The organism is Ruegeria sp. HU-ET01832, from assembly GCF_040371315.1.
Lineage (GTDB): Bacteria > Pseudomonadota > Alphaproteobacteria > Rhodobacterales > Rhodobacteraceae > Ruegeria > Ruegeria lacuscaerulensis_A.
The window spans coordinates 1-25,426 of the sequence record NZ_BAABWL010000013.1 but is presented as its reverse complement, the minus strand read 5'-3'; the positions used below and the strand labels follow the sequence as shown (position 1 = coordinate 25,426).

24 protein-coding genes and 1 pseudogene are annotated in these 25,426 nt (G+C 55.4%); 6 read left to right on the top strand and 19 right to left on the bottom strand.

Annotated features, from left to right (window positions below; translation table 11 throughout):
* Window positions 1-14: 14 nt before the first annotated feature.
* A complete protein-coding gene (locus tag ABWV79_RS22100) occupies window positions 15-1,076 on the bottom strand; it encodes a maleylacetate reductase (RefSeq protein WP_170353287.1) in 1,062 nt (353 codons plus the stop codon).
* A 103-nt stretch (window positions 1,077-1,179) separates the two neighbouring features.
* Between ABWV79_RS22100 and ABWV79_RS22095 the strand changes: the two genes are divergently transcribed.
* The 4 genes from ABWV79_RS22095 (at window position 1,180) to ABWV79_RS22080 (ending at window position 4,696) form a co-directional block, all read left to right on the top strand.
* Window positions 1,180-2,106 carry a LysR family transcriptional regulator gene (locus tag ABWV79_RS22095; protein WP_170353286.1) on the top strand — a complete coding sequence of 309 codons (927 nt, stop codon included), beginning with the start codon at window positions 1,180-1,182 and terminating at the stop codon, window positions 2,104-2,106.
* A 523-nt stretch (window positions 2,107-2,629) separates the two neighbouring features.
* A complete protein-coding gene (locus tag ABWV79_RS22090) occupies window positions 2,630-3,304 on the top strand; it encodes a phosphatidylserine decarboxylase (RefSeq protein ID WP_170335104.1) in 675 nt (224 codons plus the stop codon).
* A gap of 12 nt (window positions 3,305-3,316) precedes the next feature.
* Window positions 3,317-4,063, top strand: a complete 747-nt coding sequence (gene pssA, locus ABWV79_RS22085; protein ID WP_170335106.1) for a CDP-diacylglycerol--serine O-phosphatidyltransferase — start codon at window positions 3,317-3,319, stop codon at window positions 4,061-4,063.
* Between the two features lie 9 nt (window positions 4,064-4,072).
* Window positions 4,073-4,696, top strand: coding sequence for a class I SAM-dependent methyltransferase (locus tag ABWV79_RS22080; protein WP_353394966.1), 624 nt, complete (start codon window positions 4,073-4,075; stop codon window positions 4,694-4,696).
* Between the two features lie 136 nt (window positions 4,697-4,832).
* On the opposite strand, the gene ABWV79_RS22075 is transcribed toward ABWV79_RS22080, so the two are convergent.
* The 4 genes and pseudogenes from ABWV79_RS22075 to ABWV79_RS22060 form a co-directional block, all read right to left on the bottom strand.
* Window positions 4,833-5,186, bottom strand: coding sequence for a GFA family protein (locus ABWV79_RS22075; protein ID WP_170815399.1), 354 nt, complete (start codon window positions 5,184-5,186; stop codon window positions 4,833-4,835).
* A gap of 281 nt (window positions 5,187-5,467) precedes the next feature.
* Entirely contained in the window at window positions 5,468-6,424 is a 957-nt protein-coding gene (locus ABWV79_RS22070; protein ID WP_353394964.1) for an ABC transporter substrate-binding protein, read from the bottom strand.
* 28 nt (window positions 6,425-6,452) lie between these two features.
* Window positions 6,453-6,764: pseudogene (locus tag ABWV79_RS22065) on the bottom strand (BCCT family transporter); the annotation flags it as partial.
* Entirely contained in the window at window positions 6,758-6,937 is a 180-nt protein-coding gene (locus ABWV79_RS22060) for a hypothetical protein (RefSeq protein ID WP_353394962.1), read from the bottom strand. The pseudogene ABWV79_RS22065 and the gene ABWV79_RS22060, both read right to left, overlap by 7 nt.
* A gap of 842 nt (window positions 6,938-7,779) precedes the next feature.
* Between ABWV79_RS22060 and ABWV79_RS22055 the strand changes: the two genes are divergently transcribed.
* Window positions 7,780-8,256: a DUF6538 domain-containing protein gene (locus ABWV79_RS22055; protein ID WP_353394960.1), complete on the top strand. Its 477-nt coding sequence runs from the start codon at window positions 7,780-7,782 to the stop codon at window positions 8,254-8,256.
* Between the two features lie 72 nt (window positions 8,257-8,328).
* Here ABWV79_RS22055 and ABWV79_RS22050 read toward each other — a convergent pair whose 3' ends face one another.
* From ABWV79_RS22050 to ABWV79_RS21990, 13 genes are all read right to left on the bottom strand, one after another.
* Window positions 8,329-10,110, bottom strand: coding sequence for a thiamine pyrophosphate-binding protein (locus ABWV79_RS22050; RefSeq protein ID WP_353394958.1), 1,782 nt, complete (start codon window positions 10,108-10,110; stop codon window positions 8,329-8,331).
* Window positions 10,110-11,519: an aldehyde dehydrogenase family protein gene (locus ABWV79_RS22045; RefSeq protein ID WP_353394956.1), complete on the bottom strand. Its 1,410-nt coding sequence runs from the start codon at window positions 11,517-11,519 to the stop codon at window positions 10,110-10,112. The genes ABWV79_RS22050 and ABWV79_RS22045 overlap by 1 nt, the downstream gene beginning before the upstream one ends.
* Window positions 11,500-12,414 carry a sugar phosphate isomerase/epimerase family protein gene (locus ABWV79_RS22040; protein WP_353394954.1) on the bottom strand — a complete coding sequence of 305 codons (915 nt, stop codon included), beginning with the start codon at window positions 12,412-12,414 and terminating at the stop codon, window positions 11,500-11,502. The genes ABWV79_RS22045 and ABWV79_RS22040 overlap by 20 nt, the downstream gene beginning before the upstream one ends.
* A gap of 154 nt (window positions 12,415-12,568) precedes the next feature.
* A complete protein-coding gene (locus ABWV79_RS22035) occupies window positions 12,569-13,759 on the bottom strand; it encodes a Gfo/Idh/MocA family protein (RefSeq protein WP_353394952.1) in 1,191 nt (396 codons plus the stop codon).
* The gene (locus ABWV79_RS22030) at window positions 13,752-14,426 is read right to left on the bottom strand and encodes a hypothetical protein (RefSeq protein ID WP_353394950.1); all 675 of its coding nucleotides are present in this window, start codon (window positions 14,424-14,426) and stop codon (window positions 13,752-13,754) included. Before ABWV79_RS22030 ends, ABWV79_RS22035 begins: the two co-directional genes overlap by 8 nt.
* Window positions 14,416-15,606 (bottom strand): Gfo/Idh/MocA family protein, encoded by a 1,191-nt coding sequence (locus tag ABWV79_RS22025; protein ID WP_353394948.1) that lies wholly within the window; start codon window positions 15,604-15,606, stop codon window positions 14,416-14,418. The genes ABWV79_RS22030 and ABWV79_RS22025 overlap by 11 nt, the downstream gene beginning before the upstream one ends.
* Window positions 15,593-16,408, bottom strand: a complete 816-nt coding sequence (locus ABWV79_RS22020) for a citryl-CoA lyase (RefSeq protein WP_353394946.1) — start codon at window positions 16,406-16,408, stop codon at window positions 15,593-15,595. The genes ABWV79_RS22025 and ABWV79_RS22020 overlap by 14 nt, the downstream gene beginning before the upstream one ends.
* A complete protein-coding gene (locus ABWV79_RS22015) occupies window positions 16,405-17,277 on the bottom strand; it encodes a shikimate dehydrogenase (protein ID WP_353394944.1) in 873 nt (290 codons plus the stop codon). Before ABWV79_RS22015 ends, ABWV79_RS22020 begins: the two co-directional genes overlap by 4 nt.
* 1 nt (window position 17,278) lies before the next feature.
* Window positions 17,279-19,165, bottom strand: coding sequence for a bifunctional sugar phosphate isomerase/epimerase/4-hydroxyphenylpyruvate dioxygenase family protein (locus ABWV79_RS22010; RefSeq protein ID WP_353394942.1), 1,887 nt, complete (start codon window positions 19,163-19,165; stop codon window positions 17,279-17,281).
* Window positions 19,165-20,460, bottom strand: coding sequence for a TRAP transporter large permease (locus ABWV79_RS22005; RefSeq protein WP_170328647.1), 1,296 nt, complete (start codon window positions 20,458-20,460; stop codon window positions 19,165-19,167). Before ABWV79_RS22005 ends, ABWV79_RS22010 begins: the two co-directional genes overlap by 1 nt.
* On the bottom strand, window positions 20,457-21,032 hold the full coding sequence (locus tag ABWV79_RS22000; RefSeq protein ID WP_170651104.1) for a TRAP transporter small permease: 576 nt from the start codon (window positions 21,030-21,032) through the stop codon (window positions 20,457-20,459). The genes ABWV79_RS22005 and ABWV79_RS22000 overlap by 4 nt, the downstream gene beginning before the upstream one ends.
* Window positions 21,033-21,062: 30 nt before the next feature.
* Complete coding sequence (dctP, locus tag ABWV79_RS21995; protein WP_353394939.1) at window positions 21,063-22,073, bottom strand: TRAP transporter substrate-binding protein DctP; 1,011 nt, start codon at window positions 22,071-22,073, stop codon at window positions 21,063-21,065.
* A gap of 91 nt (window positions 22,074-22,164) precedes the next feature.
* Complete coding sequence (locus ABWV79_RS21990; RefSeq protein WP_353394937.1) at window positions 22,165-23,466, bottom strand: Gfo/Idh/MocA family protein; 1,302 nt, start codon at window positions 23,464-23,466, stop codon at window positions 22,165-22,167.
* Here ABWV79_RS21990 and ABWV79_RS21985 point away from each other — a divergent pair.
* The gene (locus tag ABWV79_RS21985) at window positions 23,465-24,118 is read left to right on the top strand and encodes a GntR family transcriptional regulator (protein WP_170385853.1); all 654 of its coding nucleotides are present in this window, start codon (window positions 23,465-23,467) and stop codon (window positions 24,116-24,118) included. The two genes, ABWV79_RS21990 and ABWV79_RS21985, sit on opposite strands and share 2 nt — an antisense overlap.
* 221 nt (window positions 24,119-24,339) lie before the next feature.
* On the opposite strand, the gene ABWV79_RS21980 is transcribed toward ABWV79_RS21985, so the two are convergent.
* Window positions 24,340-25,426 (bottom strand): calcium:cation antiporter (locus tag ABWV79_RS21980; RefSeq protein WP_353394935.1); only part of this gene is annotated, 1,087 nt, incomplete at its 5' end.

Here is a 25,426-nt window from a genome sequence, read left to right as displayed (position 1 = left end):
TTGACACGGTGAACTCAAACGCTTGGGGCGTTGCCCGCCCAAGCGTTTTGCAATAGCGCCCGCACCCCGTCAGCCGTGACAGAGCGCGGGTTCCAATACGGATTTTTGAGTGTGATTTCTGTGGCGCGATCCAGATCGTCTTCCGAAAGGCCGAGGTCTTTCAAAGCCAGGGGTGCGCCCATGGCTATGGCAAATTCCCAAAGCGCCTGACCGGGCTTAGAACCGCCAAGACTGTCTGACACGGGGGCCAGCAGATCGGGCACGCTTACGGCATTGTAAGCGATGGCATGGGGCAGAACGATCGCATGGGTTTCCGCATGCGGCAGATTGAAGGACCCGCCCAGCGTATGACAAAGCTTGTGGTGCAGGGCCATTCCGACCAGGCCAAGTACCGTGCCGCAGGCCCACGCGCCGCGCTGCGTTTCTTCTCTGGCTTTCAGGTCGTTGGGGTTTTCGACAACGGTTGGCAGACCCTCTGCGAACGCTTTGAGACCGTTGATTGCCAGCGCAGTAGTTTCCTCTGTGCGGTCTTTGGCATAGAGCGCTTCGGCCGCGTGCGCCACCGCGTTCAGCGCGCTGGTCACGGTCATTGAAGGCGGCAAAGAGGCCACAAGTTCAGGATCATACAAAATGACCCGCGGCAGAACGTTAGCGTCTGTAAGAGTGGTTTTGATACCTTTATCAGTCTGACCCAGGATCGGCGTGGCCTCACTGCCGGCATAGGTGGTTGGGATGGCGACCTGCGGTAGCCCGGTGCGCAGGGAAATTGCCTTGCTCAATCCGATCGTCGAGCCGCCTCCGATGGCCACTACACTGTCGGCTTGAACTGACTGGGCATGTTCGACTGCCTCTTCGGTGACGTCGACCGGCGTGTGCATTGTCGCGCGGGTAAATACACCCGACGCGCGATCCCCGATCATTGTCGCCAGTTCCATCGCCATATCCACTTGTTGTGGCGTCGAAAGAATCAGCGCTTTTGTCGAGCTTAGTTCAGACAGCTCGGAACAAATGTCGTTTCGCAAACCCGCGCCGAACCGAACCTTCTGACCGTTAATGCTGGTGATGCTGAGACCCATTGAGAGGTTTCCCGACCTGCGAAGAATTGTGAATTTGGTCAACGCTAGCAGGGCACGAACGGGTTCTTGATCGAATTTGGAACTGATAATATAACCTTGGGTTATGAAGTTAGATCCACGACATCTCGAAATTCTCGCGGCCATCGTCGAAGCGGGTGGCTTGACCGAAGGCTCTGTTTTGCTTGGCAAATCTCAGCCCAGTGTCTCGCGCAGCGTGTCCTTGCTGGAAGATCGCGTGGGAGAACCCCTGTTCCTCCCCGCGCGGCGACCTCTGCAACCTACCGAACTTGGTCTTTCATTGGCGCGTGAGGGGCAGAGGATTCTGGATGCCGGCCGTCATGCGAGCCGTCTGGTGGACGAATACCGGCAAGGCCTTGCGGGCGCGGTGCGGGTTGCGGGTACGCCAATCTTCATGGACGGCGTGATCTCGAGCGTGATCGCGGAGTTTCAGGCCGAGCACCCAAACGTCCGGATCGACCAGTCCTATGGATATCCCGCGGACCTGTTGTCGCAGATTTCCAATGAGACATTGGACGTGGCAATTCTTCCTATTCGTCCGGCCGACGTATCTGAAGAGTACGAGTTTCGCCAAATCCTTCCTGGGCGAAATGTTATTGCTTGCCGCATAGGGCACCCTTTGGCGCGCAAGAAAGAGGTGAAACTCGATGATATTACCAACTATCCTTGGATCGCCCCGCCCGCGAACAGTCCACTTTTTCGCGACCTGAGAAATACCTTGGATGGAATTGGTGTGCGTGACCTCAAGATAAGCTTTACCGGAGGGTCTCTCAGCGCGGTCGCAAATGTCTTGACTGGCTCAGACTCTTTGACCGTGTTGCCGTTCTCGGTTGTCTTCATGATGCAACGCCAAAACACCCTGACATCCCTTCCCATCAAGATCGGCGACCCGGACCGCCACCTGGGCTGCGTTACGCTTTGCGATCGAATAATGTCTCCTTCATCGAGCCGATTCATTAGTTTTGTTGAACAAAAATTTCAGGTCTTGGATCGATTGATTTGCAATGCCTGAGTTGACCGCTGATGCAGGTCAATGGTTCCAGCCCAAGGTTACTTCAGCTTCGAGCTCATCGCCGCCCTGCGGCTGTGCAGAAATCAGCTGCCTAAAGTGAACACCGGAATGTCAGCTTTCACAGATTGCCCCACAAAATCTCGCACTTGCGGGGAAGGTCTGCAATCCGCCCTTGTTGCAGGAAATCGAGGTCGCGATGCGCAGACTGCAGAAGTTGGGGTCCGCTACGTGAATTCACGCTATGTCCGCATCTCGGACATTGCAAACTCGGTTTTGAAGGACCGCTTTGGGGCTGAAGCGGATACTGAACTATTAGGTCCGAAATCAGGCCCACGCCCTTCAACTTGGCATAATTTGGCTTACCGGTCACAAGGCCGAAGCCTAAGCGCCGAGGTGCTGTAAATAGTGCCCATCAACTTGTAACACCCTAATATCAATTGACGCCGGTCGCGCTAGTCACACTTGCGTTCCACACCAATCCACTTATGACAGTGCCGTCAAATGACCTGAGGGAAAGCTTGCAATGCGCATGCGCGATACGTTCATCAAACCGATGCATCCCGAAGGCATTAGGTTTGTCGCAATCTTTGCCGCCATAACGGTCGGTCTGTTTCTCTTGTCCGACATTCTGGGCTGGATTGGCGTCGGCTTCACGGTTTGGTGTTACTATTTCTTTCGCGATCCTGAACGTGTGCCACCGACAGAAGAAGGCCTGATTGTTAGCCCGGCGGACGGGGTGGTTTCGCTGATCGAACCTGCGGTACCGCCGAAAGAACTTGGGATGCCCGACACACCTCTCACCCGTGTCAGCGTGTTCATGAGTGTCTTCAACTGTCATGTGAACCGGACCCCCATTGAAGGGGAGATTACCGCAGTTGCCTACCGCCCCGGCAAGTTTTTCAATGCATCCCTGGACAAGGCCAGTGCTGATAACGAGCGCAACAGCTTGCGTATTCGTATGACAAACAATCAGGATCTGGCTGTTGTCCAGATTGCTGGTCTAGTGGCCAGACGGATCGTCTGCTTCGTAAAACCAGGCGAAGCGCTTAAAACCGGAGAGCGATTTGGATTGATCCGGTTCGGGTCTCGGCTGGATGTTTACCTTCCGGATGGCGTGGATCCACAAGTGCGTGTCGGACAAACGATGATTGCGGGTGAAACCGTCCTTGCCAGTTTATCTATGTCTGAAGAAAAATAGGTAGGCGGATCAATGGGAGACCCCCCCAAACAGGAAGAGACCGGGTTTGCGCTAATCCATTTGCTGCCCAATGCGCTGACCATAACGGCCATTTGCGCGGGCCTGTCAGCAATCAGATTTGGTGTTCAGGGTAACTACGTACTCGCGGTCCAGTTGATAATTGCTGCCTGTGTGCTTGATGGATTAGATGGGCGCATTGCGCGCCTGCTCAGCAGTGACAGCAAGCTGGGGGCCGAGCTTGACTCTCTTGCAGATTTTCTGAACTTCGGAGTGGCTCCGCCGCTCGTTCTCTATTTTTGGGTCCTACAGGATATACCCAGCGCGGCGTGGATTGCGGTATTGTTCTTTGCTGTGTGCTGCGTCATGCGCCTTGCCCGGTTCAATGTGAGCAGCAAATCCGAGACATGTGATCAGGACAGTGCCTATTTCGAGGGGGTCCCCGCCCCTGCGGGGGCGCTTCTGGTCATGTTGCCAATGTATTTGTCTTTCGCTTTCGCCGATGCCCCGTTGCTGCCGAGTGTATTGATCTGCCTTTACATGGTGATCATCGGTCTTCTGCTCATCAGTCGCATACCAACATGGTCTTTCAAGGCCACGCGGATTTCTCGCGAGAACGTGAAGTTTTTGCTCATCGGTGTCGCTGTTGCGGGGGCGGCGCTGCTGACATTTGCCTGGGCCACGCTCATCGCTCTTTGTGTCGGGTATGTGGGAATGGTCGCCTGGGCATGGCTCGACAGGGAATTACCTTCTAACCGTTAAGGACTCGATATGGACATCAAGGCCGTTCAAACCTCTTACGCTCGCTGGGCGCCCGTCTATGACAGGACGTTTGGGGCTGTCACCAATGTCGGGAGACAGCACGCGGTTGAATACATCAATAGGCGTCCCGGCAAGGTTCTGGAGGTTGGCGTGGGCACCGGACTGTCCCTGGAACATTACGGGGCCGAGACGCAGGTGACAGGGATCGATTTCAGCGAAGACATGTTAGAAAAGGCCCGCGACAAGGTTCAGGCCATGTCACTAAAGCATATCAAAGCACTGGTGCAAATGGATGCCCGAACGATAGAATTTCCCGACAACCATTTTGACACGGTTGCAGCGATGCATGTGCTGTCCGTCGTTCCGGAACCGGAAAAGGTGATGGCGGAAATAGCGAGGGTCTGCAAACCGGGTGGCAGAGTGGTGATCACCAACCATTTCCAACTTAAGCGGGGGCTGCTTGCATCTATGGAACGCATATTTGCCCCGCTGGCAAATACAATCGGCTGGCATTCAGATTTCGAGATCGAGACGGTGCTGCAAGAGGATATGCTTGCCGTCGAAGAGCAAAGGCCCCTTCCACCGCTGGGGATGATGACCTTTCTGGTGCTGAGGAAATCTGAAGGCGCGTAGTACCCAGTACCTTTGGCCGCTTTTTCAGTTTCGGGCAGCCAAGCCAGTACACATATGTCAATTCATCTCGGAGCTAGATCGTTGGCCACGTCATTGCATTTCAGATGTTCTGACCATAAGAGGCGCCTTGGTCGCGTCAGAGATTTCTTCCGTCATAGATTACCTCAGGTAGGCGAAGAGCGTCCAACTCATCGATGCATCCGAGGTTAACTCGATAGTGGCCCGGGTTCAGCCGCGTCTCGACGAATGTATGAATTCCACAGCGATTGCAAAAATAGTGCCGCGCCGTTTCTGTGCCAAATTGGTAAGTTGAGAGAACACCCTGCTCACACCTGATTTTAATATCTTCAGGCGGTACCACTGTTGCACTCATCACCATGCCTTTACGGGAACATAATGAACAATCGCATCGCATTGCATGATCGATGTCCGGTACCGAAAATGTGAATTCTACAGAACCGCAATGACAGCTGCCTTGAAATTGTTTCACCTTTCACTCCACCGATTGAATGCGGAAAGAGCGCCCACAAAAGATCTGTAGGCACTCAGTGACTATTCACACTTTATTCGGCCACCATTGGGTCCGCATCCGGAACTGTAGAGGTAACACCAACTGCGTTCCGGCGGCTATCGTTGATGATTACCTTGATCAGAGCAAAGCCGATCAACACCATTGCCAGCCTCCCGGTCTTCTGGACCCGAAGGCGTAAGAGTATCAAACACTCTAGCGGAATTCGTTACCGCCCGAAGCATTTTTGATAACGTTTGTCACTACCGGAACCAACTGTCGACAACAGCCGAATTGTCTTCAACCCATTGCTTTGCAAATGCCTCGGGGTCCTTTTTCTCGACTGCCAAGGCAAAGGACATTTCCGAGAGCATCTCGGTCTCCAAATTGACATTGCTTAGCATTGCGACCGCATCAGGCTGCGCGCTTTCCAGGCTGGTCGCGTAGCTGACATGAAGATCGTCAGTATCCCAGGCGACACCGGCAGTTGATTTCTCCAACCAGCCCGGGATCGAGTTGGGCGGCACGATAATCCACTTTGAACTAACGTGCGCTGGCTCGTTCAGAACAACAAGGTCGTGCACTTCGAACATGTAGTGCGGCTGATAGCAATAGAATACGACATTCTCATTCCGCCCGGCAGCAGCCCCCAGTTCTGCCAAGGCGTCGGCTTCGTCCATGATTCGGAGGCTCATAGTCTTGTGATAGCCGTAAGAACGTGCACGGACCTGTTCGATAGAAGTGGAAGTCCAACCTTCTGCACCGATCCAGACCTCACCTTTTCCGTCTCCGTTACTGTCAAAATTCTGAGCCATTTCCGGATCGGAAAGCTGCTTGATATCCGTGATATCAGTGCGTTCCGCCGTGCCCTTTGTCACGCACATTCCTTGCGCCCCCTTGGGGCCACTGGACTTTACCTGAACCGTTTTTCGGCCGTCGACATATTCCCGTCGAAGGTAGTCGAGACTGGGCAGCCAGACCTCAGGATGCACATGCAGGGTTCCGGCATCCATAGCCGCAAACATGGCTGCATTGGTGCTGTCCTGCAGTTCGACGTCCAAGTCCAGCCGACTTTCCAAGGCAACCTTCAGAATATGTGCGGTGGCTTCCCCCGATGGCCAGTTCGGGACGCCAATGACCATGTCGGCCGCCGAGACTGTAGAAGCGGCAGTTACCGCGGACGCCACACTGATAGCTGCAAAAGATTTACGCGTTTTCATCTCGAAGTCCTTTCATCACTATCAAGCTTCATTCCGCAGCAGATGCCGGGGCGGTGGTCGGAACACCTTCGGCAATTCTTCGGCTATCGTTGTAGATCGCCTTAATCAGTGCAAAGCCCATCAGAACCATCGCCAAACTGAATGGCAAAGCCGCAATAACCATCGCGGTTTGAATGGCTCCCAGACCCCCAATGACAAGCAGGGCTCCGACCACCAATGCCAGGGCGACACCCCAGAAATAGATGTGAGGCTTGGCTTTCGGGCCGTCGTCGCCCGCGGCGTTGATTGTATTTACGATCAAAACAGCGGAGTCTGCCGTGGTTACGAGATATGTCAAAAGATCTTTTCAATTGGAACATCGACGAATTTCAGGTCGCGGTGCAGGTCGTTACGCTTGCCGGGCGGCGCCTGCAGACTCGAAGCAGACTTTGGCTCGTGACTATCTGCGACAGCTGACGGACCGGTCGGGTCTGGTTGTGCAGCACCTGGATGATCCACTGAGTTGCCAGACATTTTGTCATTTCCTTTCTCACTATTTGGAGGCGGGAAATGCGGACATGGAGAGCCGCAACGCCCGCCGATTACGGCGTTCGTTTCGAATAGGTTCTCCAAGGTTTTTGGTTGTGGTGGCCAAAACGATGGCTCCACATGTCGCTCCGGTCAACAGAAAAATTCTATATAGTTGACGAACACGCTTCAGGGCACTGCATTGCGACTTTTGACACCGCTCCACCGCCGGTCGGTGTTTCTCAGAACCCGCCCAGTCGGCAAATTTGTGGCAGACCGCACTACCCTTTTAAACGAACTGCGTAACGAAGCGGCGTCGGCATGGCGATCACCACCCTGGATACAGATCCAGGTCACATTCCGCAGGCTCAGTGACAGACAGATTTCTGGCAAGTCGGTTTATCAGATCTGCAAATTCGATCTCGCGACGCCAGAGGAGTGACATGACCTCGCCAAGAAACATAAGTCCAAGCAGGTTCCCTGTTAGCTGATAGAGCTTTCGCTGTTGAGCTCCATAAATTCCCTGTTTTGCGGAGTAGGGAAATTTATCCTATCTACCTGAAATAATGTAATAAAAATTTTGCGCTTCAGAGAAATTTGCATACATTCGCATTTTTCCCTGTAAAAATCCCTGTTACCAGGGAAAATTGGCGCAGACTGGATAGCCGCAGACTGCAAGCACAGCCACCTTTTCCAGAAAAGCCAGGAAAATAAGGGGCAACAGAGCCTCCGGAAAATCCGATGAGTCACAGCATTCGGAAACTGTGACACATGCTGTGACACAGCCAGCCAAAAATCGACCCAGCAGTCGGTTGCGCAAAACCCGTTACCATGCCGGCCCATACCTCATGCGCCGTGGCCGTATTTTCTATTTCCGAAAACGCCTGCCAAAAAAACTATCAAACCAGGTCCCAAACCAGTTTCTTTGCCTGTCGCTGCGAACCGACCTCCCGCTCGACGCCGTGAAGCGCGCAGCCGCGTTGCTCACCGTCCTCGAGCAGATGGAGAAAACACACGTGGACGCACTGATTAAAAACTCGCTTAACCCCGAGACCGCCAAAGCCGTCTTGACTGAGATGCTACGCTCAGCACTTGAGGGCATGCTACAAGAGCAAAACCAGGACATTGCCTTGAGCGCCGGCGAGGTCGACCAGAGGATCGAAGCGCTACAGGAAGAAAACCGACGGCTCCGGCGGGCCGCAAGGAACAGACAATGGACCGACGTCGAGCCTTTGCTGCGTGCCGCCGGAGACCGCGTTACCCTAAATCTACCATCGCCGATTTCAAACGATCTGGGCAAACGTGCGACCGCTTTGCAACACTAAGACGGGTATTTGCTCGAGCACGGATGTGCATTGGCACAAGAAACTGGGCGCGCCTGAACGCGCCCAGTTTCGTCAAGTCGCGACGTGAGATATCTCTTTGTCCGGCGAGTATATGTCCAAAATGTTCCAATGTCCGGTCGTCGGTGTTGGGTTGTTGATCATTGGCACATCGAGCACGGTTGGCTTGCCACTGGCGATTGCCGCTTCCAGTGCGGGCAACAGTTCGTCGGCAGCGCTGAGCCTGTGCCCTTCCGCGCCGTAGGCTCGCGCTATGTCGGCATAGCCCGGTCCGTTTGCGGGTGCGGCGGCTGATCCGGGGAACGTGGTTCCATAGGTCAGACCGTAATGCGCCTTTTGCAGACCCGCTATGGTTCCGAAGGCGTTGTTGTTCATGACCAGCCAGATAATGCCCAGATCGAGTTCGACGGCCGTTGCCAGCATCGACGGGTTTTGGCCGAAACCACCATCGCCAACAAGGCTGATCACCACACGATCAGGTGCCGCCAGTTTCGCGCCGATCGCACCCGGAGGACCGAAACCCATCGTCGCGAACCCGCCCGGGGTCAGGATTGAACCCGGCGTCAAAATGTCGAACTGTTGCCCGACACCGTTCTTGTTCCACCCAACGTCAGTGGTGATGATGGCATCTTCGGGCAGTGCCTTGCGGACATCTGCCAGAATACGCTCGGGCATCATCGGAAAGGCTGCTGAGGTCGCCATTTCCACGTTGTGCGCTTTGAAATCCGTGCGGAAGTCGGCGATCTTCTGTTCCAGAGCGGGGCGTTTGAAACCGTCCGGATACATCTCGCGGGCGACCCGGTTGAGGACGCGCAAAGCGGCCTTGGCGTCAGCAACGACGCCGATCTCGGTGGGATAGTTCCGACCGATTTCCTGCGGTTCGATGTCGATATGGATGACCTTCGAGCCGGGAATGTTGAACGTATAGCCGGGATACCAGCTGGAACAATCGGCCTCTTTGAACCGGGTTCCCACCGCAAAGATGTAGTCCGCATTCAAGCAGGACTGGTTGACCAATTCGGTGCCCCAAAACCCGGTCATTCCCAGCACAAGTGGATGGTCGTCTCGCAACGCGCCTTTACCCATCAGGGAATGCGCGACTGGAAGGCCCATATGTTCAACAAATTCTCGCAACTCCTCGCTGGCCTGTGCCAGAAGAATACCACCCCCGACATAAGCGACTGGGTTTTCGGCTTTAGCCAACGCTTCGACAATCTCTCCCGCTGTCTCGTCGTCAATCGACGGTTTCTTGAGCGCGCGCGTGTTATCGCGGATACGGTCGAAGCTGTCCGAGGGGATCACCTCGGAGAAGATGTCCATCGGCACATTGACCAGCACCGGCCCGGGCTGACCGCTTTCAGCCAGATGGAACGCCTTTTCCAAGATTTCGGCCATCAGGTCGGCGCGATCCACCCGCCACGCACGTTTGACGAAAGGGCGATAAATCTCCCATTGGGCCGCGTCTGCGTGCAGGTTCACTTCCTGATGCGGATGCTTGCCGTAGTAATGCGTAGGAATATCGCCCGCAATCACGACCATAGGGATACAGTCCAAGGCCGCGTTGGCGACCCCGGTGGCGCAATTGGTCAGCCCCGGGGAGAGGTGGGACAGCACCACCGAGGCCTTGCCCGTCACGCGGGCATATGCGTCCGCCGCGTGGCTGGCGATTTGTTCGTGTCGTACTGTGACGAAATCAATTGGACTTTCGGCCAAAGCAGCCAGAACCGCGATGTTCGTGTGGCCGCACAGGCCGAACACATGTTTGACCTCACGACGTTCCAAGAAATCAACGATGTGTTCGGCGACGGTTTTACCGTCCAGTTTGCTTGCGTCCATCACGCGACCTCCTGTCCGTAGAACTCACCGAACAAGTCCGGCTCCGAGGGGCGATCCTCTGGGATGGGACGGCTGACCCAAGTGTAGTTCATCATGTGTTTCATAGTGACGTTTTCGTTGGTGATGTTGCCGCCCCAGATGCCGCAGCCCAGGCTGCTGGTCATAGGCATACCATTGGTCCAGGCACCCGCATTGGCCTTGGACTGAGGCTGTCGAACCATCATGCGGCTGACCGGAGCCAGACGCGCCAACCGGTCGATGTGATCGTCATTGTGGCTGTAGATACCGCAGGAATGACCCTTGCCCCCGGTGTTGTAGATCTGGCTGACCGTTTCCAGCGCGTCATCGAACGTGTCGAAGTGATAAAGCGCCATCAAAGTGGTCAGTTTTTCCTTGGAGAACTTGTGCTGCGGCCCGATTTGCCCCTGATTTTCAACCATCAGAAACTTGCGATCTTCGGGAATGCTAAAACCGGCGACCTTGGCCGTTTGCTGCGGCGGACAGGCGATGGTCGGAAACGTACGGTTTCCCTTTTCATCCCACATGGCCGCTTCGAGCATGGCCTTCTCTTCATCCGAACACAGGTACCCGCCTTCGGCTTGAAGCGCCTTGATCATATCGTCGTAAACTGAGCGCTGGATGATGATGTTGCCGTCGGCCGAGCAGCCCGACCCAAAGTCAGAGGTCTTTGAAATGCGAGTGTTCTGCGCGGCGATGTCCAGATCGGCGGTTTCATCGATGACGATGGATGAATTGCCCGCGCCAACGCCATAGGCCGGGCGCCCGGAGCTGTAGGCCGCTTTGACCATCGGCTTGCCACCCGTCGCCAAAGTCAGGTCGCAGATCTCCATCAGATGTTGCGTCAATGGGATCGACGGTTTGCGAATGGATTGAAACAGGTCTTCGGGGGCACCGGCAGCACGGCAGGCTGCACGCATAACCTCGACCATCTCAAAGGTGGTATGGGCGGTTCGCGGGTGCGGGCTGAAGATGACCGCATCCCGGGCGTTTGCGGCGGATACACCTGTCACCGGTGGCGTCATTGCTGGATTGGTCATCGGGATCAGGGATGCGATGACACCAGCAGGTTTGGCGTATTTCACGAGCCCCTTTTCTTCGTCGACTTCGACGATCCCCGTCGAGGGCGTACGCAAGACATCTCGCAGCACCATGTGAATCTTGAATCGCTTCGCAGGGCGCCCTGCGCGATCTCCGATGCCGCTCTCGTCCACGCCTTGTTGAGCCAAACGCGTGAAGGTTTTCTCATTACCCGCATACCACGCAATCGCCTGAGAAAGGCGGTCCAACCTGTCCTGATCCCAATCCTCGATCTCGGCCATGGCAGCGCGAGCGCGTGCCAGCATATCGGCGGCCATGTTGCGGTCGTTTTCAGTGAGCTCTTTGCCCATGATGATCCTCTTGGTGTTTTAGAATTGCAGCATCGGGCACACGACGCTGTGACCGCGCCTCGCCGAATGTTCGCTTGGCGTGGCTGAGACAGCGACGCGCGTGTTCTTCATATCCCAACTCGGCAACGCGGCTTTGGTTGGGCAGTTCGATGGAATAGTCGACGGGTGGCATCCGTTCGATGATGCCGGTGAAATCGATCCAACCTTCGCCAGGATAGAGCCGCGCATCGCGGGCCAACTGGATCATGCCCTCACGCGTATCGGCGATGCCAGGCAGGCAATCAGAGATATGCAGGAAGTGAAACAGGTCTGAGGGTACGTGTAGCAACTCTCCCAGATCAACGCGACTGAGGTGCAGATAAAGCGTATCGACCAGAATACCGCCATTCGGTTGATCAGAGGCACGCACGATATCAAGCGCCTCATCCAGAGTGCGCAAGCGGGAGAAGCTTGGAAACTCAAGGTCCACTGTTAGCCCATACGGAGCCGCCAGTTCGCAGGTCTCGGAATAGACATCGATCAGGAAGTCACGATCATCGCGGGTGTTGGTCCACGCGCTCATGATCATACGCTTGGCGCCCAGTTCCCCGCCGATCTCCAGCGACGGCTCGAAACTGCGCGGATCGACATCTTCGGTAATGCGCGCAAGCTCGACATCGAGGACTTTCAGACCGGTTGTTGAAAGCGCAGTTTTGGTAGCCTGCACCTGAGCCTTGCCGATCGGGGACTGGGTGAACTCTCCAGGCACATGCATCGGAATAAACCGGGGGCTGACGGCATCGTAACCGGCCCGTGCGGCGATATAGACCAGCTCGGGCGGCGTACAGCCAATCAGCGTCAGATGCGCCAAGGAATAGAGAGAGGGGCGTGTGCCAGCCTCTTCGGGTTTCGCCATGAATGACAGCTCCGGGTGTCTGCGAATCTTATTTTCATCACACGTAGTAAAAAATATCTGATATTTTTTAAAATATCAACTTTTAATACTGAGCAGAAAATAGAAACGCCCGAGCAATAGCCCGGGCGTGTTTAACCTTTATGCTGGCAGAGCATTAGATGGTGACCCAGTCACCTCCGGACTGGTGAGAGCGCACAGAGGCATCAATGAATCGGACACCGTCTGCGCCTTGTTCGACACTGGGGTAAGCAAGCCAATCGGCCGGAACGGTAACGCCATCCCAACGCGCGGCCACGGCCATGGCAAATTCCGTATAGAGGTTGGCCCAGGCTTCGATTATCCCTTCGGGGAAGCCACGCGCGGTACGGATCAGACGTTCCGCACCGCGGCCGATGCCGTGCCCGTGACCTCGGCTGATGATACGATCCGGCTCACCAAACCGATTGAACTTCAGCTGTTCCGAGTTCTCCAGATCCCACTCCAAGCCCCCTTCGCTGCCGTAGACCCGCAACCGCAACCCGCCCCGGTTTCCGGGGGCAAGGCGCGTTGCCATCAGGGTGCCCGGAACCTCGTTTTGATAGCGGGTGAACATGAATACCGTGTCTTCCAAAGGCTTTGGCGCGCCGCAGACATGGAATTCGGCCCTCAGGTCGGTCATCGGCAGGCCCGAGACAAAGCTGGCAAGATGCGCGGCATGGGTGCCGATATCGCCGACACAACTGGTCGGACCTGAAATCTTGGGGTCCAGCCGCCATTTCACATGGGGCGCATCGGCCACATCATCGGGCGTCATCCAATCTTGCATGAACTCGACATGGATTTGGTTGATTTTTCCGATGCCTCCATCGGCCACGATTTGTTTGGCCTGACGGATTACTGGAAAACACGACATCGCATAGCCGACAGCAAAGATGTGTCCCGTGCGCGCAGTAATGTCCTCAAGCCCCTCGGCCTCGTCGACTTCGTTGGTCAGGGGCTTGTCGCACAGCACGTCAATACCCGCCTCCAGAAACGCTTTGGCCGCTTCGAAATGAACGTGGTTCGGGGTGGTGATCATCACCGCGTCCACACCATCCGGGCGTGCCGCCTCGGCCTTTGCCATCTCGTCGAAGGACGCATAGCACCGATCGGCCGGCAGGAACCACTCGGCCCCGCGCGCCTTGCTTCGCATGGCGTCAGAACTGAGCGCTCCTGCGACGACCTCCCACCGGTCGGTCATCCGCGCGGCCGTTGCCTGCGTGAAAGAGATACGTCCGCCGCCAACAACGCCCAGCCGCAAACGGCGAGACAACCGGGGGAAAGGTCCATCAAAGTTCAGGTCTTCGGATAAAAGTCTCTCAGCCATTCTGAATCTCCATTTCTGGGACCCGCACGCCTTCCGGCAGCATTTCCACCGCCATGAAAATACTGGGGGTAATCGTCTCGTACTGATGCCAGGGATAGTTGCCTTCGGCGTCATACATCGGTTTGTGCGTCGTGCCGGGGGCCATGAATTCTTCGAGGTAAAGGGTTTCAACATCCCGCTCACGGCATTGCTGCATTTTGCCAAAGCCTACGATTTGTGTATGCACTTCGCGAAACCCCGGTACAGGGCAGAACGGATGATCCTTGTGCAATCCGACATTCAGCGGCACCGAGCCGGAAAGGTACATGGTCAGCCCAACGTTACCCACAAAGACCTTTGGCGACATGTAGTGGCTGACACCGCGTAAACGCTCCTCTTGGCGAACATCAAAAGCAGATGGCCATGTATCTTTCACCCATGCGAACAACTCGTTGTCATCGGCATGGGCGTCAAAATCGTGGACAACGACTGCACGTTCCACGCCGCTAAGCGTGCTGTCTTGCACGATCACAGAGGAAAGCGGTGCAATGGTCTGATCCTCGACAGAGAGATTTCGCCCCCCAAGGTTAAGGACGATGGCGCGACCCTTGATAGAAATTCTGCGCTCGTCAGTTATGTGCTGGACGCGAAAGAATGGCTGAGCAAAGTCGAGTATCTCAATCGGCATGAACCATTTCCTTCCTCTCATCGTTAAGGAAATCGACCGGCAAAGGCTCTGGAGCCGCGCAACGGCTTTCTATCGTCTGATAGGCGCCAAATTTCGGCGCCCGTTCGATCGCGTCCATGACCTCGAAAACGTGGTAGGCGAGCGCTCCACTTGCACGGGGTTGGCGGCCTTCTTGCGCCGCCAGGGCCAGATCCAAAAGGCCGAGCCCGCGGCTGTCTTCATTGAATACATGTTTGTTTTCGACCACTTGCCAGTCCTCGCGACCTGTTGGACGGGGCTGATGAGACCAGCGCGAGGTGTCCCGTGTCTTCAACCAGACATCCCCCTGAAAGATATTGGCACCATGAACCGGGTCAGGGTCAGGGATGCTGATGGTGCCGTTTTCACCGTAGATCTCGAACCGCGGAGTTTCGCTGTCCCAGACGTCGAAGCTCATGGTCATCGACCCTATAGCTCCGGAAGAGAACTGCAGCAGGCTTAGGGAGTGCGTGTCGACCTCGACGTCCATCCATTCGCCGTTGCGAGGGCCGTTTTCGATCATCCTTTTGTCGAAAGTGCATCGCGCCATTCCGGCGACCCGGTCAACGGGACCAAGGCAGCAAATCATTGCGGTCAGGTAGTATGGCCCAAGGTCCAGCAAGGGCCCGCCACCGGCCTGGTAGTAGAAATCCGGGTTGGGATGGTGGCGCTCCGTCCCGTGGGTCCCGACATGGGCAAAAACCCCTGTCGGTTTGCCAATGGCACCCTCGTCGATCAAGCGCCGAACGGTCTGCCAGCGCCCGCCCAGAAATGTGTCGGGTGCGCAACCGACCAGTAACCCTTTTTCAGAGGCCATATGCAGGATCGCTTTACCATCCGTTCGATTCATAACCAGCGGCTTCTCGGAATAGACGTGCTTGCCCGCCTCCAACGCGCGCAGGCTGATTTCGGCATGCGCCGCCGGAATTGTCAGATTCAGAACGCAGTCAATCGTCGGATCGTCAAACACTTCATCTGGCGTACAGGCCTTGGCGATGCCGTATTGATCCGCCTTGGCGCGGCTTTCCGAAGGATCAAGGCTTGCGCAAGCCACGACCTCAACGTTTGAGAATTTGGATAGTGTTTTTAGATAGATATCACTGATACGACCACAGCCGATAAGGCCGACCCGGAAGGATTTCGATGTCTCACGTGTCATCATTCCTGTCTTCGTAGAGGGGTAAATAATTCGGAGGCATCGGCCCTTTGTTGCGACCGCCCTGCCCCATCTGCTCCCAGGCGTGAGCGAGTATCCCGACCGAGCGGGACAGGCAGAACAATCCGCGCGACAAGGGCGCAGGAAAGCCAAGTTCGCAGAAGATCACGGCTGTCGCGCCGTCGATATTCATGGCAATTGGCCGACCGCCGCGTTGACGACCGAGTTCGGCCTGAACCTCTTCTCCGATATCGGCAAACCGGCCAGAAACTGTGCCTTCTGCCGCCGCATCACGAACAAGTTGCATCAATCGTGGTGCGCGTGGATCGACAGGCTTGTGAAACCTGTGACCAAAGCCCGATACGATCTTGCCGTAGGTCTCGCGCCAGCTGTCCAAGCCATCCCGAACAGCGTCATTCAGCGAAGCTCCCGCATCCATGCGGACTGCGGTATCATTGTACAGCTCTGCACACTGCTCTCCTGCCCCGCCGTGCACGTCGCCCAGCATGTTCACCGCAGTCGCCATCGCATTATTGAGACCTACCCCGCAGGTGGCGGCCATACGCGCAGCCGCGATTGAGGGAGCCTGTGGGCCGTGATCCACGCCTGCGACCAAAGCAGCTTCGAAAAGGCGCGCTTGCGCGTCGCTGGGCAAGTCGCCCCGCACCATCAGCCAGATCATCTGCGGGAAAGATACGTTCCCGATCAGGTCCTCTATGGCGTTGCCGCGAAACGCGATCTGGCCGGGCTTCATGTCGATGATAGATGTGCGCCACCATTGGCGGATAGCTTGCTCGTCGTTTGTCATACCGTTGCACCTCTAAACTCGCGCATGCGCTGCTGACGAAGTGAATCGAAAACGTTTTGAAGACGACTGATTGAGGCGGTGCAGCCGGTGAAGATTTCAAAAGACGCTGCAGCCTGATGAACTGCCATTCCAGCACCATTCATCACTTTTAACCCAGTTGTGCGGGCGCTGCTCAGAAGGTGTGTCTCGAGCGGGAAATATACTATATCTGCCACCCAAGCATTCGGCCGCAACAATGATGGATCAATTACCGACCCGGGGTACTTATCCATCCCGAGCGGTGTTGCATTGACCACTCCGTCCACAAATTTGACCCGTTCCAACGAAATCGAGGGGGAACCCTGAAGCTTCGCACAAGGGCGCAAGACCTTTAGTCGACTGACCAGCGCCTGCGCTCGGTGGAAGTCAGGATCGATGATCTCCAGATCTCGAACACCTGAATCAAGCAAAGCCAAAGAGACAGCACTGCCCGCGCCACCAGCACCAAACATGAGAACCGTTTCAGTCTTCGATGATCCCAAAAAATCTCCGAAGGCACTGTGGAAACCTATGTAATCGGTGTTGTGGCCAACCATTCGGTCGTCACAAAAAACCACCGCGTTGACAGCTTGAAGCTCCTCAGCAGTCTTGGAAAGCTCATCGAGATGATCAATGACCGACGCTTTGTAGGGGTGTGTCACGTTGACCGCCGCACAGCCTAATTCAACGGAATAATGCAGTAAATCAGCGACCGACATTCCACGAAATGGCTCTATTGCAGTGTCGATCCTACCGTAGCTCAGATCGATGCCCTGCGCCCGGCCCTCCGCCTCGTGCATCTCAGGCGTCATGGAGCCAGAAATCCCTTGTCCGATTAGTGCGGCCTTCATATTAGGTTGTTCCTTCCGCCACGTGGTGTCGCGTTTGCGCCGCTAATCGAAACGCAGCGTTACGCGCGCCATAGCCGGCGTAACCAGTTCGGCGCTCAACAATTTCAAAGAAAAAGCCGTTAAAGATAGGGCGACTGTAGATCTGAAAGTACTCGGCACCCGCCGCCTGATCGTAGAGTATGTTATCCCTGCGCATTTGGGCGATCAGGTCTTCACTTAACCCGAATGTCGCTTGCAGATCAGCGTAATAGTTTTCTGGGATGGACAGGCTGGGAAAACCGGACTTCCGCAATTGGGCTGAGGTTTCAAATATGTTGTCCGACTGGAAGGCGATGTGCTGAACACCAGCACCAAAACCGTCTTCAAGGAATGAAGCCGCCAGTGTTCGACGCCCAACTGCACCATTCAGGTTTAAACGCACTTCGCCTTCGGGGCTTTCGATGGCTTGGCTTTGCACAACACCCGACGGGTCGGCAACGTTCACGATCGGGGATTTTGCCATCTCAAAAGTCGAAATGTAATAGAGCAGCCAGCTTTGCATCTCATCGTTACGCATCGTCTGTGCCAGATGGTCGATGCGGCGCAGACCGGCAGGCTGGATCGCTTTGGTGTTGGCGACTGGCTCGAACTCGATGTCCCAAACCCGATGCAGATCGGATTTCTCATCTATGAAATGGACAACATTGCCACCAACACCTCGGATGGCCGGGATGTCCAGTTCCCCGGTCCCTACCGGCTGTGAGAAATTCGGCGCGCCCAACGCGGTCGCCCGCTGAACCGTCTGATCCGCATCTTTGACACGCAACCCCATGTCACAAACGGAGGGGCCGTGACCCAGGAACGCCGAATGGGCAAAACCTTCCTTTTCGGTATTCACAACGATGTTTATCGCGCCCTGCCGCCACAACTCGACGGACTTGCTCACATGCTTTCGCTCCATTCGAAAACACATTGCTGACAGCATATCTGCCAGCTGCGCGCCGCTTGTTTCGTCGGCTGTAAATTCAACGAACTCAAAGCCTGACGCATAGACGCGTTCAGGCAAGTCCGGGATGCCGAAATCTGTTCCCGGCTCGGTCCGCGACACCTCATCCAAAAGGTTCACCAGCGACCTATAGCTGTCTCGGGCCAGTGTGCGGCCACCGGGTTGAGGAGCTGCTTCGTTGACGCGCGCAATGGACCAAGGCCCCTTGTAACCGGCGCGCGACAACACCCGCACGAAGCCCGCAAGGTTCAGCGATCCGAGCCCAGGCAAAAGCCCGAAATGCCGCTTGAGCCTGCGGATATCCATCTCAAGCCGGGGTGCATCGGACAGTTGCACATGGAACAGCCGCTCTCCGGGAATGTCCCGAAGGCGGGCTGGTTTGGACCCATCGGCAAGCGAGAAGAAGGAATTCAGAGCCAGCCCGAAATGGGGGCTGTCGATTGCTTCAACGACGCGTAACGCCTGCTCATCCGAGCGAATAAAATCCGACCATGGCAAGCCCATATAGGCCAGACGCATCCCTATTTCTTTAGCGATTTGGGCCGCCTCGCCAAGATCTGCGATTACCTGTTCTTCAGTTGCAGCGGCATCGACGTCGAAGGCAGACCCGATTAGCAGTAATTCCGTTCCCAACTCGGTCATCAGGTCGAGTTTGCGTTTCAGCCGATCAAAGGCGCGCTCCCGTCCACCGCCGGACTGGCCTTCAAGGTTATGGAAGGGCTGCAGCAGGCAAATCTTAAGGCCGAGATCTGATGCAATGTTCCGAATTTGCGATGGCGGCCCATCAAAAGCGGTCAAATCCGGTTCGTGTAATTCGACACCCCCGAATCCCGCGTCAGCGATAGCACTCAGCTTTTCAGCCAGATCACCGGGGATCGACGTTGTCGAAACTGAGAGGCACATTATCCCTGATATCCAAACATACGCGGCAACCACAGGACTAGATCCGGCATCAGCATCATGATCACCAGGGCGAAGATGAGAACCGCGAGGAAGGCCCAGATTTCCGAGATGATCTCACGCAGCGGAATGTCCGTCACGGCGTTGATCACAAAGAGTAGAATGCCATAAGGCGGCGTGATCAGACCGATCATCGAGTTCACGACGACCAGCACTCCGAAATGCACCAGATCAATCCCAAGCGCTTCGCAGGTTGGAATGAACAGGGGCACGATCACCAGGATGATCGTTGTTGCGTCTAACACGCATCCCAGCGCGAGGATCAGCAGGTTAACCAGGATCAGGAACACAATCGGGCTGACATCCGAACCCTCCAGCAATGCCGAGATCGACTGTGGAATCTGTTCCTGAATGACGATGAAGTTCAGAATGAACGCACCCCCAATGACCACCCCGACGGCTGCGGAAGAGCGCGCGCTGTCGACGAACACTTGATAAAGGCCACGGAAGGTCAGTGCGCGGTAGAACAATGCTGCCAGTAGCAGGGCGTAGAACGCAGCCACGGCTGCAGCCTCGGTCGGAGTGGTGACGCCGCCATATATGCCGTACAGCAGGATTGCGGGCATCAGCAGTGCCGGAAATGCGTTGGCGGTTTTAGCCGGCAACTCGCGCAGCGGAACAGGTTCTTCCAATGCAAAGTTCCGCTTGCCGGCCAGATAGTAATTCATCGCCATTAGGACGACGCCCATGATCAGTCCCGGCAGAATACCGGCCAGGAACAGCGACCCGATAGAGGCCTTGGAAACGAGCGCGTACAAAACCATCGGGATCGAGGGTGGAATGATCGGGCCAATCGTCGCCGACGCCGCCGTGATTGCGGCTGCGTAACCTCGGCTGTAGCGGCCATCTTTGGTCATCATTTCAATGATTATCTTGCCTATCCCCGCAGCATCCGCGACAGCCGAGCCGGACATACCGGAAAAGATCAGAGACGCTACCACGTTTACGTGCCCAAGGCCGCCCTTGAAACGACCGACAGCGGCTACGCAGAAGTTCAACAGACGGTCCGTGATCGACCCAGCGTTCATTATATTCGCGGCGACGATGAACAAAGGCACGGCAAGCAGGATCGTGCTTTTGTAAAAGCCTTGCAGGATCTTCTCACCCGCGAGGGCGACGTCCAGTCCGGCTGTGCCCAAGTACACTAATGAGGCCAAGAGGATGGAATAGCCGATAGGTGTCCCGATGCCTGCCAGAAGAAAGAGAGCGAGCAGGCAGGAAAGAAGTTCAAAACTCATTTCTTAACTTCCTCGTCCTCTTCGACGTCGACACGGGGATGGTCGTCAACCACGTTGTACCCAACAACCAGTTCCAACTCTGTCTTTGGGGGCCCATTGCGCATGACGTCGAAGAATAGCCACGCGTAGCGCGCTGCGACGACCAGCATGAATACCGCGTAAATCGAGAATACTGTGCGCAGCGGTATCTTCTCACCCGAGAACGGATTGCGCACAGTCGAGGTTTTGCGGATTTTCATCCAGTCGATGTAGTCCCACGTCGGCAGGAAACTGTAGAGCATCCCGACCACAATCGCCGCGGCCGCCAGCATCGCAAAGACCTGACGTACGCGCATCGGCACCGAAAGGTAGATGATGTCGAACTTCACGTGATCCCGTTCTCGCACTATGAAAGCGCAACTGAAGAAGATCACCCAGACCCACAGAATGCCGATGAGTTCAAGCGTCCATCCGGCGGGGGTAAAGAAGTAGCGCAAGAATATTTGCAATAGGAAGATCAGGAAGATTGCCGCCAGCATCCCGCCGGCAATCGCTTCGGTCAGTCGGGAGAACCCCTTCATAAAGGCTTTCATTATGGTTCTCCCTCCCTTGTCTTACTGGGTTCAGTTGCCCAGAGCGTTGATCTGATCCAGAACGCCCTCAGGCCACGAGCCAGCGAACTCGCTGTCCAGATACATAGACTGTACCTGATCGCGGAACGCCGCGAGATCGGGTTCGTAGATCGCCATGCCTTGCTCTTTCAGGAAGCTGACAAGATCCTCTTCTTTCTGAAGTTGCTTCTGACGGCCTGATTCAGCTGCAGCATCCGCAGCTTCCTGAACCTTAGCCTGCTGTTCCGGTGTCAGCCCGTCCCAAACCTCTTTTCCGATGGCGATATAGTTCAAGTCGACCAAGTGCGATGTCAGGATGATCTGATTGGTCACTTCGTAGAATTTGGCATCAACCACAGTCGGCAACGGGTTGTCCTGACCGTCGACGGCACCAGTCGACAGAGCTGTGTAAACCTCTGAAAACGCCATTGGTGTCGGGGCGGCACCCAGCGCTTTGCCAAGGAACTGCCACGCATCGGTGCCCGGCATCCGCAGGTTCACACCCTCCAGATCAGCCGGAGTGCTGACGGTCAGTTCATCCTTCGGTTGGCGCAGATTCACCTGACGACGGCCCAGATACATGACCGACAGCAGTTTGACGCCCAGTTCTTCTTCGGCCTTTTGCTTGAAGGCATCCATCAAGGGATCGTTGAAGACAGCCACCTGATGCGCGGCGTCCTGGTGGACATAGCCTGCTGTAAAGATCGAAAACTCGGGGAAGAACTGTGCCAGTTCCTGCGCCGAGGTGATCGACATTTCCAGGTTGCCCCGGCTGATGGCGTCCAACTCCGTACCTTGGGCGAAGATTGTGCCGTTATAGCTGGGCTCATATGTCGCAAATTCAGCGACCATGGGTGCGAAAACCTCGGCCATTGCGACCGAGCGCTGATCGGTCTCCGATCCTGATGTTGCGAGGCGAAGTTGAACTTTGTCTTCCGCCAGCGCACCACTTGTTGCGCTAAACAGAACACCGGTTGCGACCAGGGCTGATACAGCAGCCCGGCGGGTAAGTTTGGTAATCACTTTGCTCCTCCCTGAGACATCATGATGCTTCTTTTTTGCGATTCAGAGTTTTGACCTATTTTGGACATTTTGCAAGATGTTTTACAAAATATCAGATATTTTTCATTACCTGCAATCTCTGTTGCTGCGTTTCCTGAAGGTTTCTTATCCTGACAGTCTCGCCAGTTCTGCAAGAATTCTGAATAGCTTCAATAACTTGAAGCGTTCTGAACCCTTCCCAGCCAGACACAATCGGCACTGCTTCGTGCCGAGCTACTTCAACAAAGTGCCTGAGCTGATTGACCAGAGGGTCAGACGCACCCTTCTTCAGCGCGGTCGATGAAATAGGTGTCCACCAGTCCCTATGCTCACTCTGGTAACTCCACAATCGAAGATCGGGAACGGACAACGAACCATGAGAGCCACCTATCATGTAGCTACTCTCAGTGGTTGAAGGATAGATTGGGTATTCCTGAGAAGTCATCTCCCAGCTCCATGGAGCAACGATGCTATCGGACACACTTATGGTCCCTATCGCCCCGCTTTCGAACGTCAACAGAGCACCGGCAACATCTTCGTTGTCGTAACCCCGCTGCGATGCAGCCGACTGAGCCTGTACGGTCATGACTTCTCCGGCCAGGTACCGCAGCAGATCCACATCGTGGACAAGATTGACCGAGATGGGCCCTGCACCGGGTTTCTTTCTCCAAGTCGCAGCATCAAAATACTCGTCTGGCTTATAGAACCAGCAATTCGCATGGACAGCGCGCACATCTCCAATCTTCCCATCGGCAATGGCTTCCTTAGCCGACCGGATCAGAGGATTGTGTCGACGATGATGTCCGACCATCAGTGGCACATTGGCTTTCTCCGCTGCTTGAACAAGCTCAAGTGCAGCGGTGGCTTCTACGGCGATCGGTTTTTCGACAAGAACGGGACAACCATGTCGAACACACGTGAGGCCTTGTTCGACATGAAGCGTGGTCGGGGTCGCGAGAACAGCTCCGTCCGGCGTCTGATTTGCAAACATTTCCTCGAGGGTCTCGTAACATGCGACCCCATGCTCAATGGCGTAAGCACGACCTTCATCGCTGGGGTCGACCACCGCAACGAGATCAACATGGCGCAACGCTCGGACAGCGTCTGCGTGGCGGCGTCCAACAAGGCCGATGCCGACAATGGCAATGCGAAAGTTCTTAGACACTTTGCTTCCTTCCGGAGGGTCCGGAAAATCCCGAAACCGATGATTGCGATCGAGCTGCTTTGCCCAGCTTGGCCACGACCGTATTGGGGTTTTCGCGATTCCGCAATAATGTATGATATTTTTATTTTTACCATACATCAGTTTGGATTGCTGATGTCTATGAAAAATGCTAATTGAACGAGGAAACTGATAATATCGGGTGAAACGCATGGCGAAACAGCCGTCTACGATAGGTGCAAGCACCTATCAGCGCATCAAGCGGGACATCATCTTCGGGGAGTTGCAGCCCGGCTCCAAACTGAAGCTGGACGCCTTGAAGGAACGCTACTCGGCAAGCCTTTCGACACTTCGTGAAACGCTGAACAGGCTCGCCAGCGACGGATTTGTCGAAGCTCCTGAGCAACGGGGATTCCTGGTTACACCGGTCTCCCGTGAAGACCTGATTGAGATATCAGAGCTGCGTGTCCTGTTGGAATGCCACGCGCTGGAGTTATCCATCGAGAATGGTGACACGGATTGGGAGGGGAACCTCGTCGCCGCGCATCATAAGCTGCATTTGATGGAGCAGCGGCTTCTCAAAGGAGATGACTCTGAGAAAGAAACCTGGAAGAGGTACGACTCGGAGTTTCATCAAGCAATGATAGCAGCCTGCAACTCCAAGAATCTTCTATCCCTTCACTCAATCATCTATGACAAATATCTTCGCTACCAGATGCTCGTACTGACCTATCGAGGTGAGGTAGCAGCCAAAGAACACAAACACATGTTCGATGCCGCATTGGCCAGAGACGCGAATATGGCCAAGAAACTGTTGGAAGATCACATCCGAAACGGCCTCACCCACACGTTGGAGGCTATGTAAGGCGGCATGCTGATTGCGTGCTTCGACGTCTTCAGGTCGATTTGGCAGGGAATAACTCATAATTCCACATCTAAATCGAGAAGTTTGTGAACGGCCCAAAGCGGACCTTCACGCGTCGGGCAGTGAAGGTCCGAATTAGCAATATTAAACTCGGTCTGGTGCAAGAAGCCGCCAGTAAGGGGCTGCCTTTTGAGCTCACCCAACGCAACTTAAACCTACGGTCATGAGTCAAATATCAGGAACACATAGGTCATAAAGGCGGCCAGATGCACGACACCCTGAAGCGCGTTGGTGCGGGTTCCGACAAAGGTCAGGATGCTGATCCCTATTGTCAGGGCCAGGAGGACGATTTCCGCGCCGCCGAGCCCAAGTTCGATGGGAAGCGCAACAAAATGTGCCGCGATCAGCACAGCGGGCACTGTTAGGCCAATGGTTGCCAAAGCCGACCCCAGACAGATGTTCACGGCCCGTTGCAGTTTGTTGGCCCGCGCAGCGTCCAGCGCGGCGAGGGCTTCAGGTGTCAGGATCATGGCGGCAACCAGAAAGCCACCCAACGCGACAGGTGCGCCAAATTCCAGCAATTTGAAATCGACAAACAGCGCCAGTTTTTTGGACATCAAAACCAGGGGCAACATCGCCAGCACCAACCAAAGAACATGGAAACCGATGCTTTTGGTTTCCAGATGATGCGCATCCGAGCCACCGGTTGTTGGCAGGTCTTCCTCAGGCTGTCGAAAAATCTCGGGTTTGCCGGCGGTTTGGTAGACGAGGAAAATCCCATAGAGCACCAAGGACATGGCGATCATGAAGACAGTTTGCAGAGCCGACAGACCACCGCCCGGGGCGGATATGGTGAAGCTTGGCAAGACGAGGCTGACGATGGCCACTGGCAACAGCACCACAAGGTAGGCATTAGCACCCGAGAGGTTGAACACCTGCAGCCCGTGCCGCAGCCCCCCAATCAGCAGGCTGAGACCAACCAATCCGTTCATGACAATCATCAACACGGAAAACATAGTGTCCCGAGCCAGTGTCGGGTTGTTGTCCCCGGTCAGCATAACAGCTGTGATCAGAGCCACTTCGATGCCGATCACCGACAATGTCAGGATCAATGTGCCATAAGGCTCGCCAAAGATGAGATGCCCTTCATAGACTACCCAGTCGAGGAAGTGATTGACCTGAGACCAGATCCGCCGCTGGGTTCTGGCTGTTATGGCCACCGACCCCCGAGACGAGAACGCGACCAGCTGGTCCAGGGTTAACCCACGGGTCCGTTCTGACTTGCCGATCATTGGAGACAGTTGGGCT